Raw genomic sequence first — 16283 nt, 5'->3', positions numbered from 1 at the left:
GGAGAACAGTCATGGCCCATGCCGCAGCCGTGGCGAAACCGCCCAGGCCACCCCGGCGGCGCCGTGCCTCCGCCACGCCCCGCAGGCTCCCGTACCTGCTGATCGGGCCGGCCGCCCTGCTCATGCTGGGTTTCATCGCGTACCCGGTCATCAGCGTCTTCTACTACAGCCTGCAGAACTACAACCCCACCAAGCCCTGGCGCAACGGGTTCGCGGGCTTCGACAACTTCACCCGCATCTTCACCGACGACCCCCTGTTCTGGGACACCCTCGTCTTCAGCGCCAAGTGGGTCTTCGTCGAGGTCGGACTGCAGCTGCTGTTCGGCCTGGCCCTCGCCCTCATCGTCAACCAGACCTTCGTCGGCCGCGGTCTGGGCCGCGCCCTCGTCTTCTCCCCGTGGGCCGTCTCCGGCGTGCTGACCTCCGCGATCTGGGTGCTGCTCTACAACTCCCAGACCGGCATCACCCGTTACCTCGCGGACATGGGCATCGGCGACTACGGCGTCAGCTGGCTGTCGGACACCTCCACCGTCTTCCCGGCGGCGGTCGTCGCCGACCTGTGGCGCGGTGTCCCCTTCTTCGCGATCCTCATCCTCGCCGACCTCCAGTCCGTCTCGAAGGACCTCTACGAGGCCGCCGAGGTCGACGGCGCGAGCCGCTTCAAGCAGTTCTGGCACATCACACTGCCGCACCTGAAGGACGCCATCATCCTGTCCACGCTGCTGCGCATGGTGTGGGAGTTCAACAACGTCGACCTGCTCTACACGCTGACCGGCGGCGGACCCGCGGGCGAGACCACGACACTGCCGCTGTACATCGCCAACACCTCGGTGGACGCCCACGACTTCGGCTATGCGTCGGCCCTGACCACGGTCGCGTTCCTCATCCTGCTCTTCTGCTCGATGGTCTACCTGCGGCTGAGCAAGTTCGGAGGCGAGAAGTGATCACCAAAGAGGCCCCCGTGGCCGCCCCCGCCCCCGCGCGCACCACCCCCGAGCCGCCCCGGCCGAACAAGAAGCGCCGGGCCTGGGACGAGGCACCCCGCTGGCAGATCTACCTGCCGCTGGGCATCTACCTCGTCTTCACCCTCATCCCCTTCTACTGGATCCTGCTGTTCGCGCTCCGCCCGGCCGGCTCCTCCTCGCTCATCCCCTGGCCGATGACGACCGTCCACTTCGAGAAGGTCTGGACGGACCGCAGCTTCGGCACCTTCTTCTACAACAGCGTGCTGGTCGGCGTCGCCACCCTGATCATGACGACGCTGGTCGCCCTGGCCGGCGGCTACGCCCTCGCCCGGTTCGACTTCAAGATCAAGCGGGCCTTCATGCTGGCCCTGCTCTGCTCCCAGTTCGTGCCCGGCGCGCTGCTGCTCGTACCGCTGTTCGAGATCTTCGCCGAACTGCAGATGATCAACTCCCTCGGCAGCGTCATCATCGCCGAGACGGTCTTCCAGCTACCGCTGTCGATCATCCTGATCAGCAACTTCATCAAGAACGTGCCGTACTCCCTGGAGGAGGCCGCCTGGGTCGACGGCTGCAACCGGTTCAAGGCCTTCCGGGTGGTCGTCCTGCCGCTGCTGCGGCCCGGTCTGATCGCCGTCGGCTCCTTCGCCTTCGTCCACTCCTGGAACCACTTCCTGTTCGCCCTGATGTTCCTCAACAACCAGGAGAAGCAGACCATCCCGGTCGGCCTCAACACCCTGATGAGCGCGGACAGCGTCGACCTCGGCGCGCTCGCCGCGGGCGGCATCATCGCGGCCGTCCCCGTCGTGATCGTCTTCGCCTTCATCCAGAAGTGGCTGATCACCGGGTTCAGCGCGGGGGCGGTTAAGGGATGAGTCTGCGCCAGGCGGTGATGGCCGCCACCCTGCTGAGCCTGTTCTGCGTGCCGGCACACGCCGACGACACCCGTGGGACCGGCCCCGCCACCCGCGACACCCACGGCACCGGCCGCGACATCGGCCGCGACACCCTCGCCCCGAACGACGGCTGGGCCGCGGCGGAAGGCGGCACCACCGGAGGCGCCGCCGCCGACGACGCCCACGTGTACACCGTGACCGACCGCGCCGGACTCGTCCGCGCCCTCGACGGCGGCAGCGACACCCCGAAGATCATCAGGATCGCCGGGACCATCGACGCCAACACCGACGACGACGGCCGCCGCCTGGACTGCGCCGACTACGCCACCGACGGCTACGACCTGAAGAAGTACCTGGCCGCCTACGACCCCCGCACCTGGGGGCAGGCCAAGCCCAGCGGCCCGCAGGAGGAGGCCCGCAAGGCCTCCGCCGCCCGGCAGGCCGAACGGATCGTGCTGCCCGTCGGCTCGAACACCACCCTCGTCGGCACCGGCCGGAACGCCGTGCTCAAGGGCGCGAGCCTCCAGGTGAAGGACGCGGACAACGTCATCGTCCGCAACCTCGAACTCCGCGACGCCTACGACTGCTTCCCCGTCTGGCAGCCCAACACCGGCGGCCTCGGCGACTGGAAGACGGCGTACGACAACCTCTGGCTGAGGGGCGCCACCCACGTCTGGGTCGACCACGTCACCGCGAGCGACAAGGGCCACCCGGACGAGAAGGAGCCCACCCACTTCGCCCGCAACTACCTGCGCCACGACGGCCTGCTCGACATCACCAACGAGTCCGACCTGATCACCGTCTCCTGGAGCCGGTTCGCCGACCACGACAAGGCGATGCTGATCGGCAACAGCGACTCGGCCACCGGTGACCGCGGCAGGCTCCGGATCACCCTGCACCACAACGAGTTCGAGTCCGTCGCCCAGCGCGCCCCGCGCGTCCGCTACGGCCAGGTGCACCTCTACAACAACCGGTACGTGATCGATGACCGGGACGCCGGACATCGCTACTCCCTCGGCGTCGGAACCGAGTCCGCCCTCTACGCGGAGAACAACGCCTTCACCACACCCGGCCACGTGGAGGCCGCCGACCTGGTCAAGAGCTGGAACGGCAGCGCCCTGCACCAGAGCGGCACCCTCTTCAACGGCTACCCGGTCGACCTGCTCGCCATCCACAACGCCTACAACTCGGGCAGCGAACGCGACCTGACCGCCGACGTCGGCTGGGCACCCACCCTGCACGGCGAGGTCGAGAACGCCGCCGCGGCCGACCGGGCGGTGGCGAGGGGCGCGGGCGCGGGGAGGCTGCGATGAGGACACCCCTGCCCGTCGTCCTGGCGGGCGCCCGCGGCCACGGCCGCTGGCACGTCGCCAACATCCGCCGCCTGGAGCGGGCGGGACTGGTCCGGCTGGCCGGCATCTGCGAGCTGACCCCGCTGACCGAGGAGGAGGCCGGCGGTGAACTCCCCGAGCAGTCCGCCGACTTCGGCGCCCTGCTCGACTCCACCGGCGCCCGGATCGCCGTGATCTGCACGCCGATCCCCACCCACACCGACCTCGCGCTGACCGCCGCCCGGCGGGGCGTGCACCTGCTCCTGGAGAAGCCCCCGGCACCGTCGTACGCCGAGTTCCGCCGGATGGCCGACGGGGTCGCCGAGGCCGGCGTGGCCTGCCAGGTCGGGTTCCAGTCGCTGGGCTCGCACGCCGTGCCGGCCATCCGCGAGCTGGTCGCCGAGGGCGCGATCGGCGAGCTGATGGGCATCGGCGGGGCCGGCGCCTGGGTGCGCGACGAGGCCTACTTCCGCCGGGCGCCCTGGTCGGGCCGGCGGCGGCTGAACGGCGCCGACGTGATCGACGGCGCGCTGACCAACCCCCTCGCGCACGCCGTCGCCACCGCCCTCGCGCTCGGCGGCAGCGCCCGCGCCGAGGACGTCACCGGCATCGAGACCGAGCTCGGCCACGCCAACGACATCGAGGCCGACGACACCTCCTGCGTACGGATCACCACCGCGCGCGGGCTCCGCGTCACCGTCGCCGCGACCCTGTGCGCCGAGCGGGCCGACGAGCCGTACGTCCTGCTGCACGGCAGCAGCGGCCGCATCACCTTCTGGTACAAACAGGACCGCGTCCTGCTCCAGCGCGGCGGCCACGGCCCCGAGGAGTACCACCACGGCCGCACCGACCTGCTGGAGAACCTGGCCGACCACCTCACCACCGGCGCCGGCCTGCTGGTCCCGCCCGACGAGACGGGCGCCTTCATGCGGGTCGTCGAGGCGATCCGCCGGGCCCCCGACCCGGAGCCGCTGCCCGACGCCGCCTGGCACCGCGTCCCCGGCGAGGACCGCCGGGTCGTCCCCGGCATCGACGGACTCGTGGCCGCCGCCGCCGACACCCTCTCCCTCTACTCCGAACTGGGCGCGCCCTGGGCGCCGCGCACCGAGCACCCGCTGAACGAGGTGAGCACCCGATGACCGGCAACGACTCCCCGGTACTGCGCGTGGCGGGCCGCCCCGTCGGCCGCTACGTCACCCGCCCCGAGCTGCCCGCCCGGCTCTCCCCGCGCCCCTACCTGCACCCCGTCACCACCCTGGCCGGCACGGCCGTGACCGAGTTCAGCCCTGCCGACCACCTCCACCACCTCGGCGTCGGTGTCGCCGTTCCCGACGTCGAGGGGCACAACTTCTGGGGCGGGCGCACCTACGTCCGTGACCGGGGGCCGACCGAGCTGGACAACCACGGCGCCCAGCGGCACACCGCCTTCCAGCTCCGCGACCCCGACGGCTTCGTCGAGGAGCTGCGCTGGGTCGCCGCCGGCACCGAGCTGCTGCGCGAGCGCCGCACGGTCGCGGCCACCGAACTCACGGGCTCCGCCTGGGCGCTGGACTTCACCTTCTCCCTCACCAACGTCACAAGTGCGCCGCTCACCATCGGCAGCCCCGCCACCAACGGGCGCCCCGGCGCGGCCTACGGCGGCTTCTTCTGGCGCGCCCGCAAGGAGGACACGGCCCCCAGGGTCTTCACCGCCGACCGCGAGGGCGAGCGGGAGGTCCACGGCACCCGCGCCGACTGGCTCGCCCTGACCGGCGACACCTGGTCGCTGGTGTTCGCCGGGGCGACCGAACGGACCCGGCACGACCCGTGGTTCGTGCGCACCGAGGAGTACCCGGGTGTCGGCTCGTCCCTCGCGTACGACGAACGGCCCGCGATCGCCCCCGGCGACACCCTCGTCCGCCGGATCGTCACCGTCGTCGCCGACGGCCGCCTCGACGCCGACGGCGCCGCCACCCTCGTACGAAAGGCGGTGGGCCCGTGACCCCCGAGACCGCGGACACGTACGCCAACCCCGTCCTGAACGCCGACTGGTCCGACCCGGACGTCGTCCGCGTCGGCGACGACTTCTACCTGACCGCCTCCAGCTTCGGCCGCGCCCCCGGACTGCCCCTGCTGCACTCCCGTGACCTGGTCAACTGGACCCTCGTCGGCCACGCCCTCGAACGCCTGGAACCCGAAGCCGAGTTCAGGACGCCCCGGCACGACTGCGGGGTCTGGGCCCCGTCCCTGCGCCACCACGACGACCGGTTCTGGATCTTCTGGGGCGACCCCGACCAGGGCATCTTCCAGGTCAACGCCCCCGAGATCCGCGGCCCCTGGACCCGGCCGCTGCTGGTGAAGGCCGGCAAGGGCCTGATCGACCCGTGCCCCCTGTGGGACGACGAGACCGGCGAGGCCTACCTCGTGCACGCCTGGGCCAAGTCCCGCTCCGGCGTCAAGAACCGCCTCACCGGCCACCGGATGCACCCCCACGGCACCGAACTCCTCGACGAGGGCAAGGTGATCGTCGACGCCGACCGCATCCCCGGCTGGTTCACCCTGGAAGGGCCCAAGCTCTACAAGCACGACGGCTGGTTCTGGATCCTCGCCCCCGCCGGGGGAGTGGAGACCGGCTGGCAGGGCGCCTTCCGCTCCCGCGAGTTCTTCGGCCCGTACGAGGAGAAGGTCGTCCTCGAACAGAAGGACACCGACGTCAACGGCCCCCACCAGGGCGGCTGGGTGCGCACCGGGGCGGGCGAGGACTGGTTCCTGCACTTCCAGCAGCGCGGCGCGTATGGCAGGGTGGTCCACCTCCAGCCGATGCGGTGGGCGGATGGGGGCACCTCCCGGTCGAGCGAAGCCGAGAGTGGGGGAGGCTGGCCGGTACTGGGCGACGACGGCGCCCCGGTCGCCGGGCACGTCCGTCCCGCGCTGCCCCCGCAGTCGCCGGCCGCGCCCGCGACCGACGACGACTTCCCCGGCGGACGGTTCGGCCGCCAGTGGTCGTGGACGGCCAACCCCCGCGACGGCTGGGCCACCCAGCACTCCGGGGACGGGCTGCGGCTCGCCTGCGTCCGCTCGGCCGACGCGCACGACCTGCGCCGACTGCCGAACGTGCTCACCCAGCGGCTGCCCGGCGACCCCTCGGTGATCGAGGTGGAGCTGCGCCTGGACGGCGAGGAGACGGGCGCGCGGGCCGGACTGGCGGTGCTCGGCGACGCCTACCGCTGGATCGGGCTCCAGCGCGGCGCGGACGGGACGGTCCACCTGGTGCACCGGTTCGCGGAGTCGGTGGCCCAGGCCGAGCGGGACGCCGACCACCCCCGCCCCGCACCCCAGGGACGGGTACGGCTGCGGATCGAGACCGGCCCCGGGGCACGCTGCCGCTTCTCCTACGACCTCGGCGACGGACCGCGCCCCACCGGCCAGGTCTTCGCCGCCACCCCGTGGCGCTGGGTCGGCGCCCTGCTCGGCCTGTTCGCGCTCGCGCCCGCCGGCGAGGGACACGCCGGCACCGCCACCTTCACCCGGTTCCGGATCGGAACCCGGTAACCACCGCACTCATCCGTACGCCTGTTGGGAGCCGCAGTGACGCACCGTAGCAAGCGTTTGCCGGGGACCGGCAGGGCGCTGACCGCCGTCCTCGGCCTGGTCGCCGCCCTGGCCCTCGGGACGGCCGGACAGGCCCAGGCCGCCCCGGACCGGGAGACGGGGTCACCCCGCCACACCGACAGGGCGCACGGCTTCGCCTCCCTGGCCGGCGGCACCACCGGCGGCCAGGGAGGCAGGGTCGTCACCGTCACCGACCAGGCCGCGCTGGCGAAGTACGCCGCGGCCGAGGGGCCGTACGTCATCCGGGTGGCGGGCTCGATCGCCGTCGCGCCCTTCGGCTCGGACATCGTGGTCGGCTCCGACAAGACGATCATCGGTGTCGGCGACACCGGCGAGATCGTCCACGGCGAGCTGCACCTGAACCCCGGCACGCACAACGTCATCATCCGCAACCTGACCATCCGCGACAGCTACGTCGAGGGTGACTGGGACGGCAAGACCACCGATTTCGACGCGATCCAGATGGACTCCGTCCACCACGTCTGGATCGACCACAACCGCCTCACGCACATGGGCGACGGACTGCTCGACATCCGCAAGGACAGCGAGTACGTCACCGTCTCCTACAACCGGTTCGAGAACCACAACAAGGCGCTCGGCATCGGCTGGACGGACAACGTCCGCACCCAGATCACCATCGACCACAACTGGTTCACCGGCACGAAGCAGCGCAACCCCTCCGCGGACAACTGCGCCTACGCGCACCTGTACAACAACTACCTCTCCGCCCAGGTGGCCGACGGCGACCCGCAGTGGACGTACGGGAACTGGGCGCGCGGCGCGACGCGGATGGTCATCGAGAACAGCTACTACGACGGGGTCCAGCACCCCTACCAGGCGGACGCCACCGCGGAACTGGTGCAGCGCGGGTCGATCCTGAAGGACACGACCGGCCGGCACGACGCGTGGGGCGACGCCTTCGAACCGGGCGACTTCTACGACTACCGGCTCGACCCGGCTGCCGCCGTCCCCGCGCTGGTCAAGCGCTTCTCCGGACCGCAGAAGCAGCTCGGCGCCCACTGAGCCGGCCCACCGGACCCTCCCACCGACCCATCCCACCGACCCCCCCACGTGTTCAGTCCGTTCACCGCTCCGTCGAATCCAGAAGAAGAGAGCCGACCAATGAAGATCAGCATTCTCAGAAACAGCACAGGCAGGCGCCGGACCTCCACCGCCGTCGCCTTGGGGGCCGTGCTCGCCCTGACCGCCACCGCCTGCGGCGACGACGGCAGCGGCGGCGGAGACGGGGCCGAGGGCAGCGGCAAGGGCAAGATCGTCTTCTGGGACAACAACGGCGGTGTCCGCACCGAGATCTGGAAGGAGATCATCGCCGACTTCGAGAAGGCGAACCCGGACATCGACGTCCAGTACGTCGGTATCGCCTCCACCGAGTACCAGTCCAAGGTCGACACCGCCATCCAGGGCGGCGGCCTGCCGGACGTCGGCGGCATCGGCGCCTCGATGCTCGCGGGCTTCGCCGCCCAGGGAGCGCTCGACACGCTGGACTTCCGGCTGGCCAAGTCCCCGCTGAACGGCAAGCTCAACAAGGACATGGTCGAGTCCATGCGGGCCGCCGGCGGCGGTGACGACAAGCTGTACTCGATCCCGACCTCGGCGAACAACGGCGTGCTGTACTACCGCACCGACCTGTTCGAGAAGGCGGGCCTGGAGGAGCCGACCACCTGGGACCGGTTCTACGAGGCCGCCGAGAAGCTGACGAACAAGGGCAAGAACGAGTTCGGCTACACCATCCGCGGCGGCGCCGGCTCCATCGCCCAGGCCCTGGACGCGATGTACGGGCAGTCCGGCATCACCTCGTTCTGGGACTCCTCCGGCAAGAAGACCACGGTCAACGACCCGAAGAACGCCGAGGCCCTGGAGAAGTACGCGGGCCTGTTCAAGAAGGTCACCCCCGCGGCCGACCTGAACAACGACTTCACCAAGATGACCGCGCAGTGGGACACCGGCACGATCGGCATGCTGAACCACAACCTCGGTTCGTACCAGGACCACGTCAAGGCGCTCACCACCGAGAAGTTCCGGGGCATCCCGCAGCCGACCGGGCCCGGCGGCAAGCGGGTCCAGGTCTCCAACCCGGTCGACGGCATCGGCATGTTCAAGGGCTCCAAGAACAAGGAGGCCGCCTGGAAGTTCATAGAGTTCGCCGTGTCGGCGCAGTCCAACTCGAAGTTCAACGAGTCGGCCGGTCAGGTGCCGGCGAACACGGACGCGGCGAAGGACGAGTGGATCAGCAAGGCGGAGCCCACGAAGCTGGCGGCCGAGGCGTTGAACGACGGTTCCACCAGCATTGTGCAGCTTCCGTACTACCTGCCGGACTGGAACACGATTTCCAAGGCTGAAAATGAGCCGAACTTCCAGAAAGTGCTTCTGGGGGACATGAGTGCGCAGGAATTCCTGGACACGATGGCTGAGCAGTTGAACGAGGCTCAGGCGGAGTGGCAGGAGCAGAAGGGTTAATCAGCGGTTTCGCCGTGGGGCGGCCTGTGGTTTTCGGGCTGCGGGCCGTCCCTGGTTGATCGCGCCCACGCGGCGGAGCCGCAAATCGAAACAGCCCCGCGCCCCTAGGTGTCCGTCCGTTCCCCAGTTGAAAGGGCTATCGGCGTGTCGCTCAGCCGTAGACAGGTTACTTCCGCTGCCGTCGCTTCCATTCCTCTGGCGTTCGCCGCAACCGGTACCGCTCATGCCGGCGGACGCCGTCACCGCACCCTCTACATCGCCGGTGATTCCACCGCCGCGCAGAAATACGCCGATGCCGCGCCCGAGACCGGGTGGGGGATGGCGTTGCCGTTTCTGCTGCACCGGAATTTCACCGTCGCCAATCACGCCGTGAACGGGCGGAGTTCCAAGAGCTTCGTCGACGAGGGGCGGCTCGAGGTGATCCTCTCCTCGATCCGGCCCGGTGACTTCCTCCTCATCCAGTTCGCGCACAACGACGAGAAGTCCGCCGATCCCACCCGCTACACCGAGCCCTGGTCGACGTACCAGGAGTATCTGCGGATGTACGTCGAGGGGGCGCGGGCCCGTGGGGCGCGGCCCGTGCTGGCCACCGCCGTGGAGCGGCGGCGGTTCGACGCGGACGGGCGTGCCGTGCCGAGCCACGGGGAGTACCCGGCGGCGATGCGGGCGCTGGCCGCCGAGGAGCGGGTCGCGCTGCTCGACATCCAGGCCCTGTCGCTGGCGTTGTGGCAGGAGCTCGGGGTCGAGGAGACCAAGAAGTACTTCAACTGGACGGCGACCGAGCAGGACAACACGCACTTCGATCCGCCGGGCGCGATCGCCGTGGCGCGGCTGGTCGCCCGGGAGCTGCTGCGCACCCGGGTGCTCGCGCCGCGCGACGTGCGGCGGCTGGACGGAGAGATCCCGGAGTCGTGGATCACCTGGCCGGAGGCCGTCGCGTAACACCCCTCGGACCATGAAAGTCGCGTAACACCCCCTGGACCATGAAAAAGGAGAGCCGCACCATGAGCACATCCGGATGGCATGGGCATGCCACAGTGAGAGCCGCGTCGCTGGCCGGCTGCACCGCCCTCGTGCTGGCCCTGACCGGCACCGGCGCCCAGGCCCACTCCCCGTCGCACCACCACCGTGACGCCGCCCGGCAGACGCTGGGCGCGGGCGACGGCTGGGCCTCCTACGGCACCGGCACCACCGGAGGCGCCGACGCCGACCGCGAGCACGTCTACACCGTGCGCACCTGGGCCGAGTTCAAGGCGGCCCTGGCGGACGGCGGAGACGCCCCGAAGATCATCAAGGTGAAGGGGACCATCGACGCGGTCTCCGAGGGCTGCGAGGCGTTCGCCGCGCCCGGCTACGACTTCGACGCCTACCTGGAGGCGTACGCGCCGGAGACCTGGGGCCTGGAGCAGGACCTGAGCGCCGAGCCGGACGACAGCCCGGAGGGCCTGCGCAGGGCCTCCGCCGCCGCCCAGGACACGGCCATCAAGGCGTCCGTCCCCTCCAACACCACGATCATCGGTGTCGGCCGGAACGCCGGCATCAAGGGCGCCAGCCTCCAGATCAAGGGCGTGGACAACGTCATCGTCCGCAACCTCGCCCTCGAGAGCCCGATCGACTGCTTCCCGCAGTGGGACCCGACCGACGGCAGCCAGGGCAACTGGAACTCCGAGTACGACACCGCCGTCGTCCACGGCTCCACCCACGTCTGGCTGGACCACAACACGTTCACCGACGGCGAGCACCCCGACAGCGAGGCCCCGACCTACTTCGGCATGCTGTACCAGCAGCACGACGGCGAGCTGGACATCGTCAAGGGCGCCAACTACGTCACCGCCTCCTGGAACGTCTTCACCGAACACGACAAGACGATCCTCATCGGCAACAGCGACAGCGAGTCCACCGCCGTCGGCGACCGGGGCAAGCTGAAGGCGACCTTCCACCACAACCTGTTCTCCGGCCTGGTCGAGCGCGCGCCGCGCGTCCGCTTCGGGCAGGTCGACGTGTACAACAACCACTTCGTGGCGGAGGACGGCTACTCCTACAGCTTCGGAGTCGGCAAGGAGTCCCAGCTCGTCGCCGAGCACAACGCCTTCACCCTGGCGAAGGGCATCAGCCCGGCGAAGATCCTCAAGAAGTGGAGCGAGGCACCGCTCACCGCCGCCCACAACGTGGTCAACGGCAAGCGCGTGGACCTGATCGCCGTGCACAACGCGGAGATCCCGGCCGAGACCCTCCAGTCCGGCGCCGGCTGGACGCCCACCCTGCGCACCGCCGTCCACCCGGCCCGGGTCGTCCCGTTCCTGGTCAAGTACGGCGCGGGCGCCGGCCGTATCCGCTGACCCTCCCCGACAGCCGGCCGGGGGCGGTCCGCCCCCATCGCGGACCGCCCCGGCCGTCCGACGTCACCCAAGGAGCACCCGCATGCCCTCGCCCCTGTCCAGAAGGAACTTCCTGCTCACCGGCGCCACGGCCTCCGCCGCGCTCGCCCTGGCCACCGTCCCCGCCCAGGCCGCCCACCGGCCTCACCGGCCCCGCCGCCCGTTCGGCCGGTACGGCTCACCGTCCGCCCGCCTCACCCCGGGCACCCTGTACGTCCACCCGCGCGGCGCCGGTGACTTCACCACCGTCCAGGCCGCCGTCACCGCCGCGACCGGCACCGGACGCACCCTCGTCATCGCCCCGGGCACCTACCGCGAGACGGTCTCCGTCGACGCCGACCGCACCGACATGACCTGGCTCGGCGCCTCCGAGGACCCACGCGCCGTGGTGATCGTCTACGACAACGCGGCCGGCACCCCCAAGCCCGACGGCTCCAGCACCTACGGCACCTCCGGCTCCGCCACCACCACCGTGCGCCCCGACGGCTTCACCGCCCGCTGGATCACCTTCGCCAACGACTGGCTGCGCACCGACCTCCCCGGCACCAGCGGCACCCAGGCGGTCGCCCTCAAGGTGCAGGGCGACCGCAGCGCCTTCACCCACTGCCGGTTCCTCGGCCACCAGGACACCCTGTACGCCGACTCCCGCTCGCTGGACACCTTCGCCCGCCAGTACTTCGCCCACTGCTACGCCGAGGGCGACGTCGACTTCGTCTTCGGCCGGGCCACCGCCGTCTTCGAGCACTGCCACTTCCGCACCCTGGTCCGCCCCGACCTGGCGGCGGCCCCGTACGGCTTCGTCTTCGCGCCCTCCACCGCCGGCGCCAACCCGCGCGGCTACCTGGTCACCCGGAGCAGGATCAGCAGCGAGGCCCCCGACGGCTACTACAAGCTGGCCCGCCCCTGGGTGCCCAGCTCCGACACCACCGCCCGCCCCATGCTCACCGTGCGCGAGACCCACCTCGGTGCGGGCATCGACGCCGTCGCGCCCTACGCCAACATGCGGGACGCGCACCCCTGGCAGGACCAGCGGTTCGCCGAGTACCGCAACACCGGCCCCGGCGCGGTCGTCACCGTCCCCGAGAACCGGCCCCAGCTCACCCGCGCGGAGGCCGCCTCGCAGACGCGGGAGGCGTACCTCGGCGACTGGCGGCCGTATGCCCGCCACCGGTGACCTGCCCGGATTCCATACGTCCCTCAAGGACGAGCTGACCTTCCCGCTCGCCTGGGGCACCTCGCCGGTCCGGGACTTCGGGGCGTGGCGGCGCGCGGCCCGCGCGGTGGTCGAGGAGCACCTCCTCGTCGGCCGGCAGGACGGGACGCCGTACGCCCCGGAGTTCACCGCCCGTTCGGACGGTGACGGGTACACGCGGGAGCTGGTCACCCTCTCCCTCACCCGCCACGGACGGGTCCGCGGCGCCCTGCTCACCCCACGGGGCGCCGGCCCGTTCCCGGCGGTCCTCCTCCTGCACGACCACGGGTCCCGGTTCGACATCGGCAAGGAGAAGTGCGTCCGGCCCTGGTACGACGACACCCGCCTCGCCTCCGCCGAGGAGTGGGCGGACCGGTGCTTCGGCGGGCGCTTCGTCGGGGACGAACTGGCCCGGCGGGGGTACGCGGTGTTCTGCGCGGACGCCCTCGGCTGGGGCGACCGCGAGCCGCTCGCCTACGAGCGGCAGCAGGCACTGGCGAGCACCCTCTACCACCTCGGTTCCTCCCTCGCCGGACTGCACGCCCGCGAGGACCAGCGGGCCGCGGCCTTCCTGGCCGGCCTGGACCGGGTGGACGCCCGCCGGGTCGTCGCCGTCGGCTTCTCCATGGGCGGCTACCGCGCCTGGCAGGCCGCCGCGCTCAGCGACGACATCGCCGCCGCGGTGAGCGTGTGCTGGATGACGGGGCTCAAGGAGATGATGGTGCCGGGCAACAACGCCCTGCGCGGGCAGTCCGCGTTCCACATGCTCCACCCGGGGCTCGCCCGGCACCTCGACATCCCCGACGTGGCGGGCATCGCCGCGCCGAAGCCGATGCTGTTCTTCCACGGCGGGCTCGACGCCCTGTTCACCGCCGACGGGGTGCGCGTCGCGTACGACAAGCTGCGGGCCGTCTGGCGCGCGTGCGGTGCCGAGGAGCGGCTGCGGCTGAAGACGTGGCCGGAGCGCGGCCACGTCTTCGACGCCGCGATGCAGGACGAGGTTTACGCGTGGCTGGGGTCGGTCACCGCCGCCGCACCGGGCTGACCGACTCCAGGGTCGGCACCACCGGCTCGATCGTGCCGTCGGCCGCGAACTCCAGCCGGTCGACGGTGGTCTCGCGGTGCGTGCCGTCCCCGCCGGACGTGCCGGGGCCGTTGAGCGCGAACCGGTGGTAGACGATGTACCAGTCGTCGGTGCCTGGGGTGTTGACCACGGAGTGGTGACCGGTGCCGAGGATGCCGTACTCGGGGCGCTTGGACAGGATCGTGCCGCGCTCGGTCCAGGGGCCGAGCGGGGACGGGCCGGTCGCGTAGGCCACGTGGTAGTTCTCGCTGCGGGTGTCGTCCTCGGACCACATGAAGTAGTACGTGCCGTCCCGCTTCACCACGAACGAGCCCTCGCGGAAGTCGTCCGGGGTGATGTCCTTCACCCGGGCGGCGTCGAAGGACACCATGTCGTCGTCGAGCGGGGCCACATAGCCGTGCCCGTTGCCCCAGTACAGGTACGACTGCCCGTCGTCGTCCGTGAACACGGCCGGGTCGATCATCTGGCCGCTGAACTGCGTCTTCCCGATCAGCGGTTCGCCGAGCGCGTCCTCGAAGGGGCCGGCCGGGGAGTCGGCCACCGCGACGCCGATCTGCTGCTCGGCGCAGAAGTAGAAGTAGTACTTCCCGTCGCGTTCCGCGATCGCGGGCGCCCATGCGTTCTTGTCGGCCCAGGACACGTCGGGACCGAGGTCGAGGATCACGCCGTGGTCCTTCCAGTGGACCAGGTCCCTCGACGAGAACGCCTTGAACCGCGTACCGCTCCAGCCGGGGAAGCCGTCCGTGGTCGGGTAGATCCAGTACCGGCCGTCCATGTACCGCACGTCCGGGTCCGCGTACAGGCCGGGCAGGACCGGGCTGCGGGTGGGTACCGCCTCCACGGTCCAGGTGCGCCGCGTGCCGTCGGCGGCCGTGACCGTGTACGTCCGCGGCTCGCGGAAGTCACGTCGGGCACCGGGCCTCGGGCTGACCGTCGCGCCCTCGCCCACCCACAGCTTCGGTGCGAGGTGCCGCAGGTCCGCGCCCGGTTCCATCGGCAGCACGACCTTGCTCGTCTCCTCGCTGACGACGGCGTACCCCTTCTGGCCGGGGGCCGTGGCGTCCACGATCGACGCGGGGCTCTCCGGGTACGCGGCCAGCAGCCGGTCGTACTCCGCCTGCGTCACCGGGATCACCGTGCCGTGCCGGGGGCTGGCGGGAAGCTGGTAGTCCGTCGACGGGGTCCACTCGCCGGAGTCGAGGTCGGTGGTCTCGAAGGGGAGGTAGCCCCGGCCGCCGTACTCGTCGATGAACAGGTACCACTTCTCCTCGGTGTTCGACTTGAACACCGTCGGCCCCTCGCCCCGGCTCATCGCGCCGCTGCCGATGCAGTCGGAGACGAAGTCGTACGAGGTGTCGGTCAGCGACGCCGACTTCTCACCGGTGATGAACTTCGAGCAGGGGGAGCCGGAGGACGGGTCGCGCTCGTCCTTGGTGTAGCGGTAGTACGTGTCCTCGTGCTTGACGACGGTCGAGTCGATGACCGAGTAACCGGGGTCGTTCCAGACCTTCGGCTCGCTGAAGGTGCGGAAGTCCTTCGTGGTCGCGTACAGCATCTTGTTGTACGTCGATCCGGTGTGGTCCGGGTCGTCGTCGGCGTACAGCTTGGACGCCCAGAAGACGACGTACGCGTCGAGCTCGTCGTCCCAGTAGGCCTCCGGGGCCCAGGTGTTGCCCGCGTTGTCCGGGGAGACCTTCACCAGGCGCTGGTCGGTCCAGTGGACCAGGTCGGTGGACTCCCACACCATGATCGACTTGCTGCCGTGCCGCTGGACCTCGTCCCAGCTTCCGCTGCTGCTGCGGTACATCCGCAGGTCAGTGGCGATCATGTAGAACCTGTCGCCCTCGGGGGAGCGGATCACGAACGGGTCGCGCAGCCCCTTCTCGCCGATCGTGGAGGTCAGCACCGGCTCGCCCGCGTTCAGTTCGCGCCAGTGCAGGGCGTCGTTGCCGCGGCTGAGGGCGTAGCGGATCTGCTCGCCGTCGGCGGTGCCCTCGCCGGTGAAGTAGGCGAAGAGGTAACCGGCGTACGTGGGTTTCTTCAAGGGCGGTGCTCCGGGGTGTGCGGTGCCCGGCGGGGCGGCGAGCAGGGCGAGGAGGAGGGCGAGGAACGGGACGAGAAGCGTGCGACGGGCGGTGTGGCGGCGCATGACACTTCCTGTCGGAGTCTGAGGGATTCTGTTGTTTCCCGGAGTGTCACCAGCGGAGTGCGGGGCGTCAACAGATGCGGGAGGGGCTGGAAGTGCCGAAAGTTTTCGGGTGTTTTCGCTGTCCGGGGACTCGGACGACTTCCCGGCTCCGGGCGACTTCCCGGCTCCGGACAAACGGCGGACGCCCCGCCGGATGTGAACGACGCTGTTGGCGAAATCAGC

12 protein-coding genes and 1 pseudogene are annotated in these 16283 nt (G+C 70.7%); 12 read left to right on the top strand and 1 reads right to left on the bottom strand.

The annotated features are described in order from the left end of the window. The first annotated feature begins 11 nt into the window (after window positions 1-11). The 12 genes and pseudogenes from AMK33_RS35025 to AMK33_RS34970 all read left to right on the top strand — a co-directional run bounded on the left by AMK33_RS35025 (window position 12) and on the right by AMK33_RS34970 (window position 13873). Complete coding sequence (locus tag AMK33_RS35025) at window positions 12-944, top strand: carbohydrate ABC transporter permease (protein WP_073937058.1); 933 nt, start codon at window positions 12-14, stop codon at window positions 942-944. Further along, window positions 941-1837: a carbohydrate ABC transporter permease gene (locus tag AMK33_RS35020; RefSeq protein WP_073937057.1), complete on the top strand. Its 897-nt coding sequence runs from the start codon at window positions 941-943 to the stop codon at window positions 1835-1837. The genes AMK33_RS35025 and AMK33_RS35020 overlap by 4 nt, the downstream gene beginning before the upstream one ends. Next, window positions 1834-3171: a pectate lyase family protein gene (locus tag AMK33_RS35015; protein ID WP_073937056.1), complete on the top strand. Its 1338-nt coding sequence runs from the start codon at window positions 1834-1836 to the stop codon at window positions 3169-3171. Before AMK33_RS35020 ends, AMK33_RS35015 begins: the two co-directional genes overlap by 4 nt. After that, window positions 3168-4328: a Gfo/Idh/MocA family protein gene (locus AMK33_RS35010; protein ID WP_073937055.1), complete on the top strand. Its 1161-nt coding sequence runs from the start codon at window positions 3168-3170 to the stop codon at window positions 4326-4328. The genes AMK33_RS35015 and AMK33_RS35010 overlap by 4 nt, the downstream gene beginning before the upstream one ends. After that, window positions 4325-5170, top strand: coding sequence for a PmoA family protein (locus AMK33_RS35005; RefSeq protein ID WP_073937054.1), 846 nt, complete (start codon window positions 4325-4327; stop codon window positions 5168-5170). Before AMK33_RS35010 ends, AMK33_RS35005 begins: the two co-directional genes overlap by 4 nt. Then, the gene (locus AMK33_RS35000) at window positions 5167-6720 is read left to right on the top strand and encodes a glycoside hydrolase family 43 protein (RefSeq protein WP_073937053.1); all 1554 of its coding nucleotides are present in this window, start codon (window positions 5167-5169) and stop codon (window positions 6718-6720) included. Before AMK33_RS35005 ends, AMK33_RS35000 begins: the two co-directional genes overlap by 4 nt. Before the next feature lie 36 nt (window positions 6721-6756). After that, a pseudogene (locus tag AMK33_RS34995) lies at window positions 6757-7794 on the top strand (pectate lyase family protein); the annotation flags it as partial. Between the two features lie 108 nt (window positions 7795-7902). Beyond that, entirely contained in the window at window positions 7903-9258 is a 1356-nt protein-coding gene (locus AMK33_RS34990; protein WP_073937051.1) for an ABC transporter substrate-binding protein, read from the top strand. A gap of 144 nt (window positions 9259-9402) precedes the next feature. Further along, window positions 9403-10200, top strand: a complete 798-nt coding sequence (locus tag AMK33_RS34985; protein ID WP_073937050.1) for a rhamnogalacturonan acetylesterase — start codon at window positions 9403-9405, stop codon at window positions 10198-10200. A 62-nt stretch (window positions 10201-10262) separates the two neighbouring features. Next, entirely contained in the window at window positions 10263-11597 is a 1335-nt protein-coding gene (locus tag AMK33_RS34980) for a pectate lyase family protein (protein ID WP_073937049.1), read from the top strand. A gap of 82 nt (window positions 11598-11679) precedes the next feature. Continuing rightward, a complete protein-coding gene (locus tag AMK33_RS34975; protein ID WP_073937048.1) occupies window positions 11680-12810 on the top strand; it encodes a pectinesterase family protein in 1131 nt (376 codons plus the stop codon). Next, window positions 12794-13873, top strand: a complete 1080-nt coding sequence (locus AMK33_RS34970; protein ID WP_073937047.1) for a dienelactone hydrolase family protein — start codon at window positions 12794-12796, stop codon at window positions 13871-13873. Before AMK33_RS34975 ends, AMK33_RS34970 begins: the two co-directional genes overlap by 17 nt. Here AMK33_RS34970 and AMK33_RS34965 read toward each other — a convergent pair. Further along, window positions 13851-16061 (bottom strand): family 43 glycosylhydrolase, encoded by a 2211-nt coding sequence (locus tag AMK33_RS34965; protein ID WP_073937046.1) that lies wholly within the window; start codon window positions 16059-16061, stop codon window positions 13851-13853. The two genes, AMK33_RS34970 and AMK33_RS34965, sit on opposite strands and share 23 nt — an antisense overlap. Between the last annotated feature and the right edge of the window lie 222 nt (window positions 16062-16283).

The sequence above is a fragment of the Streptomyces sp. CB02400 genome (assembly GCF_001905725.1).
GTDB classification, from domain to species: Bacteria; Actinomycetota; Actinomycetes; order Streptomycetales; family Streptomycetaceae; genus Streptomyces; species Streptomyces atrovirens.
The sequence above is the reverse complement of the archived record's forward strand: the minus strand, read 5'-3'. Positions and strand labels throughout refer to the sequence as shown.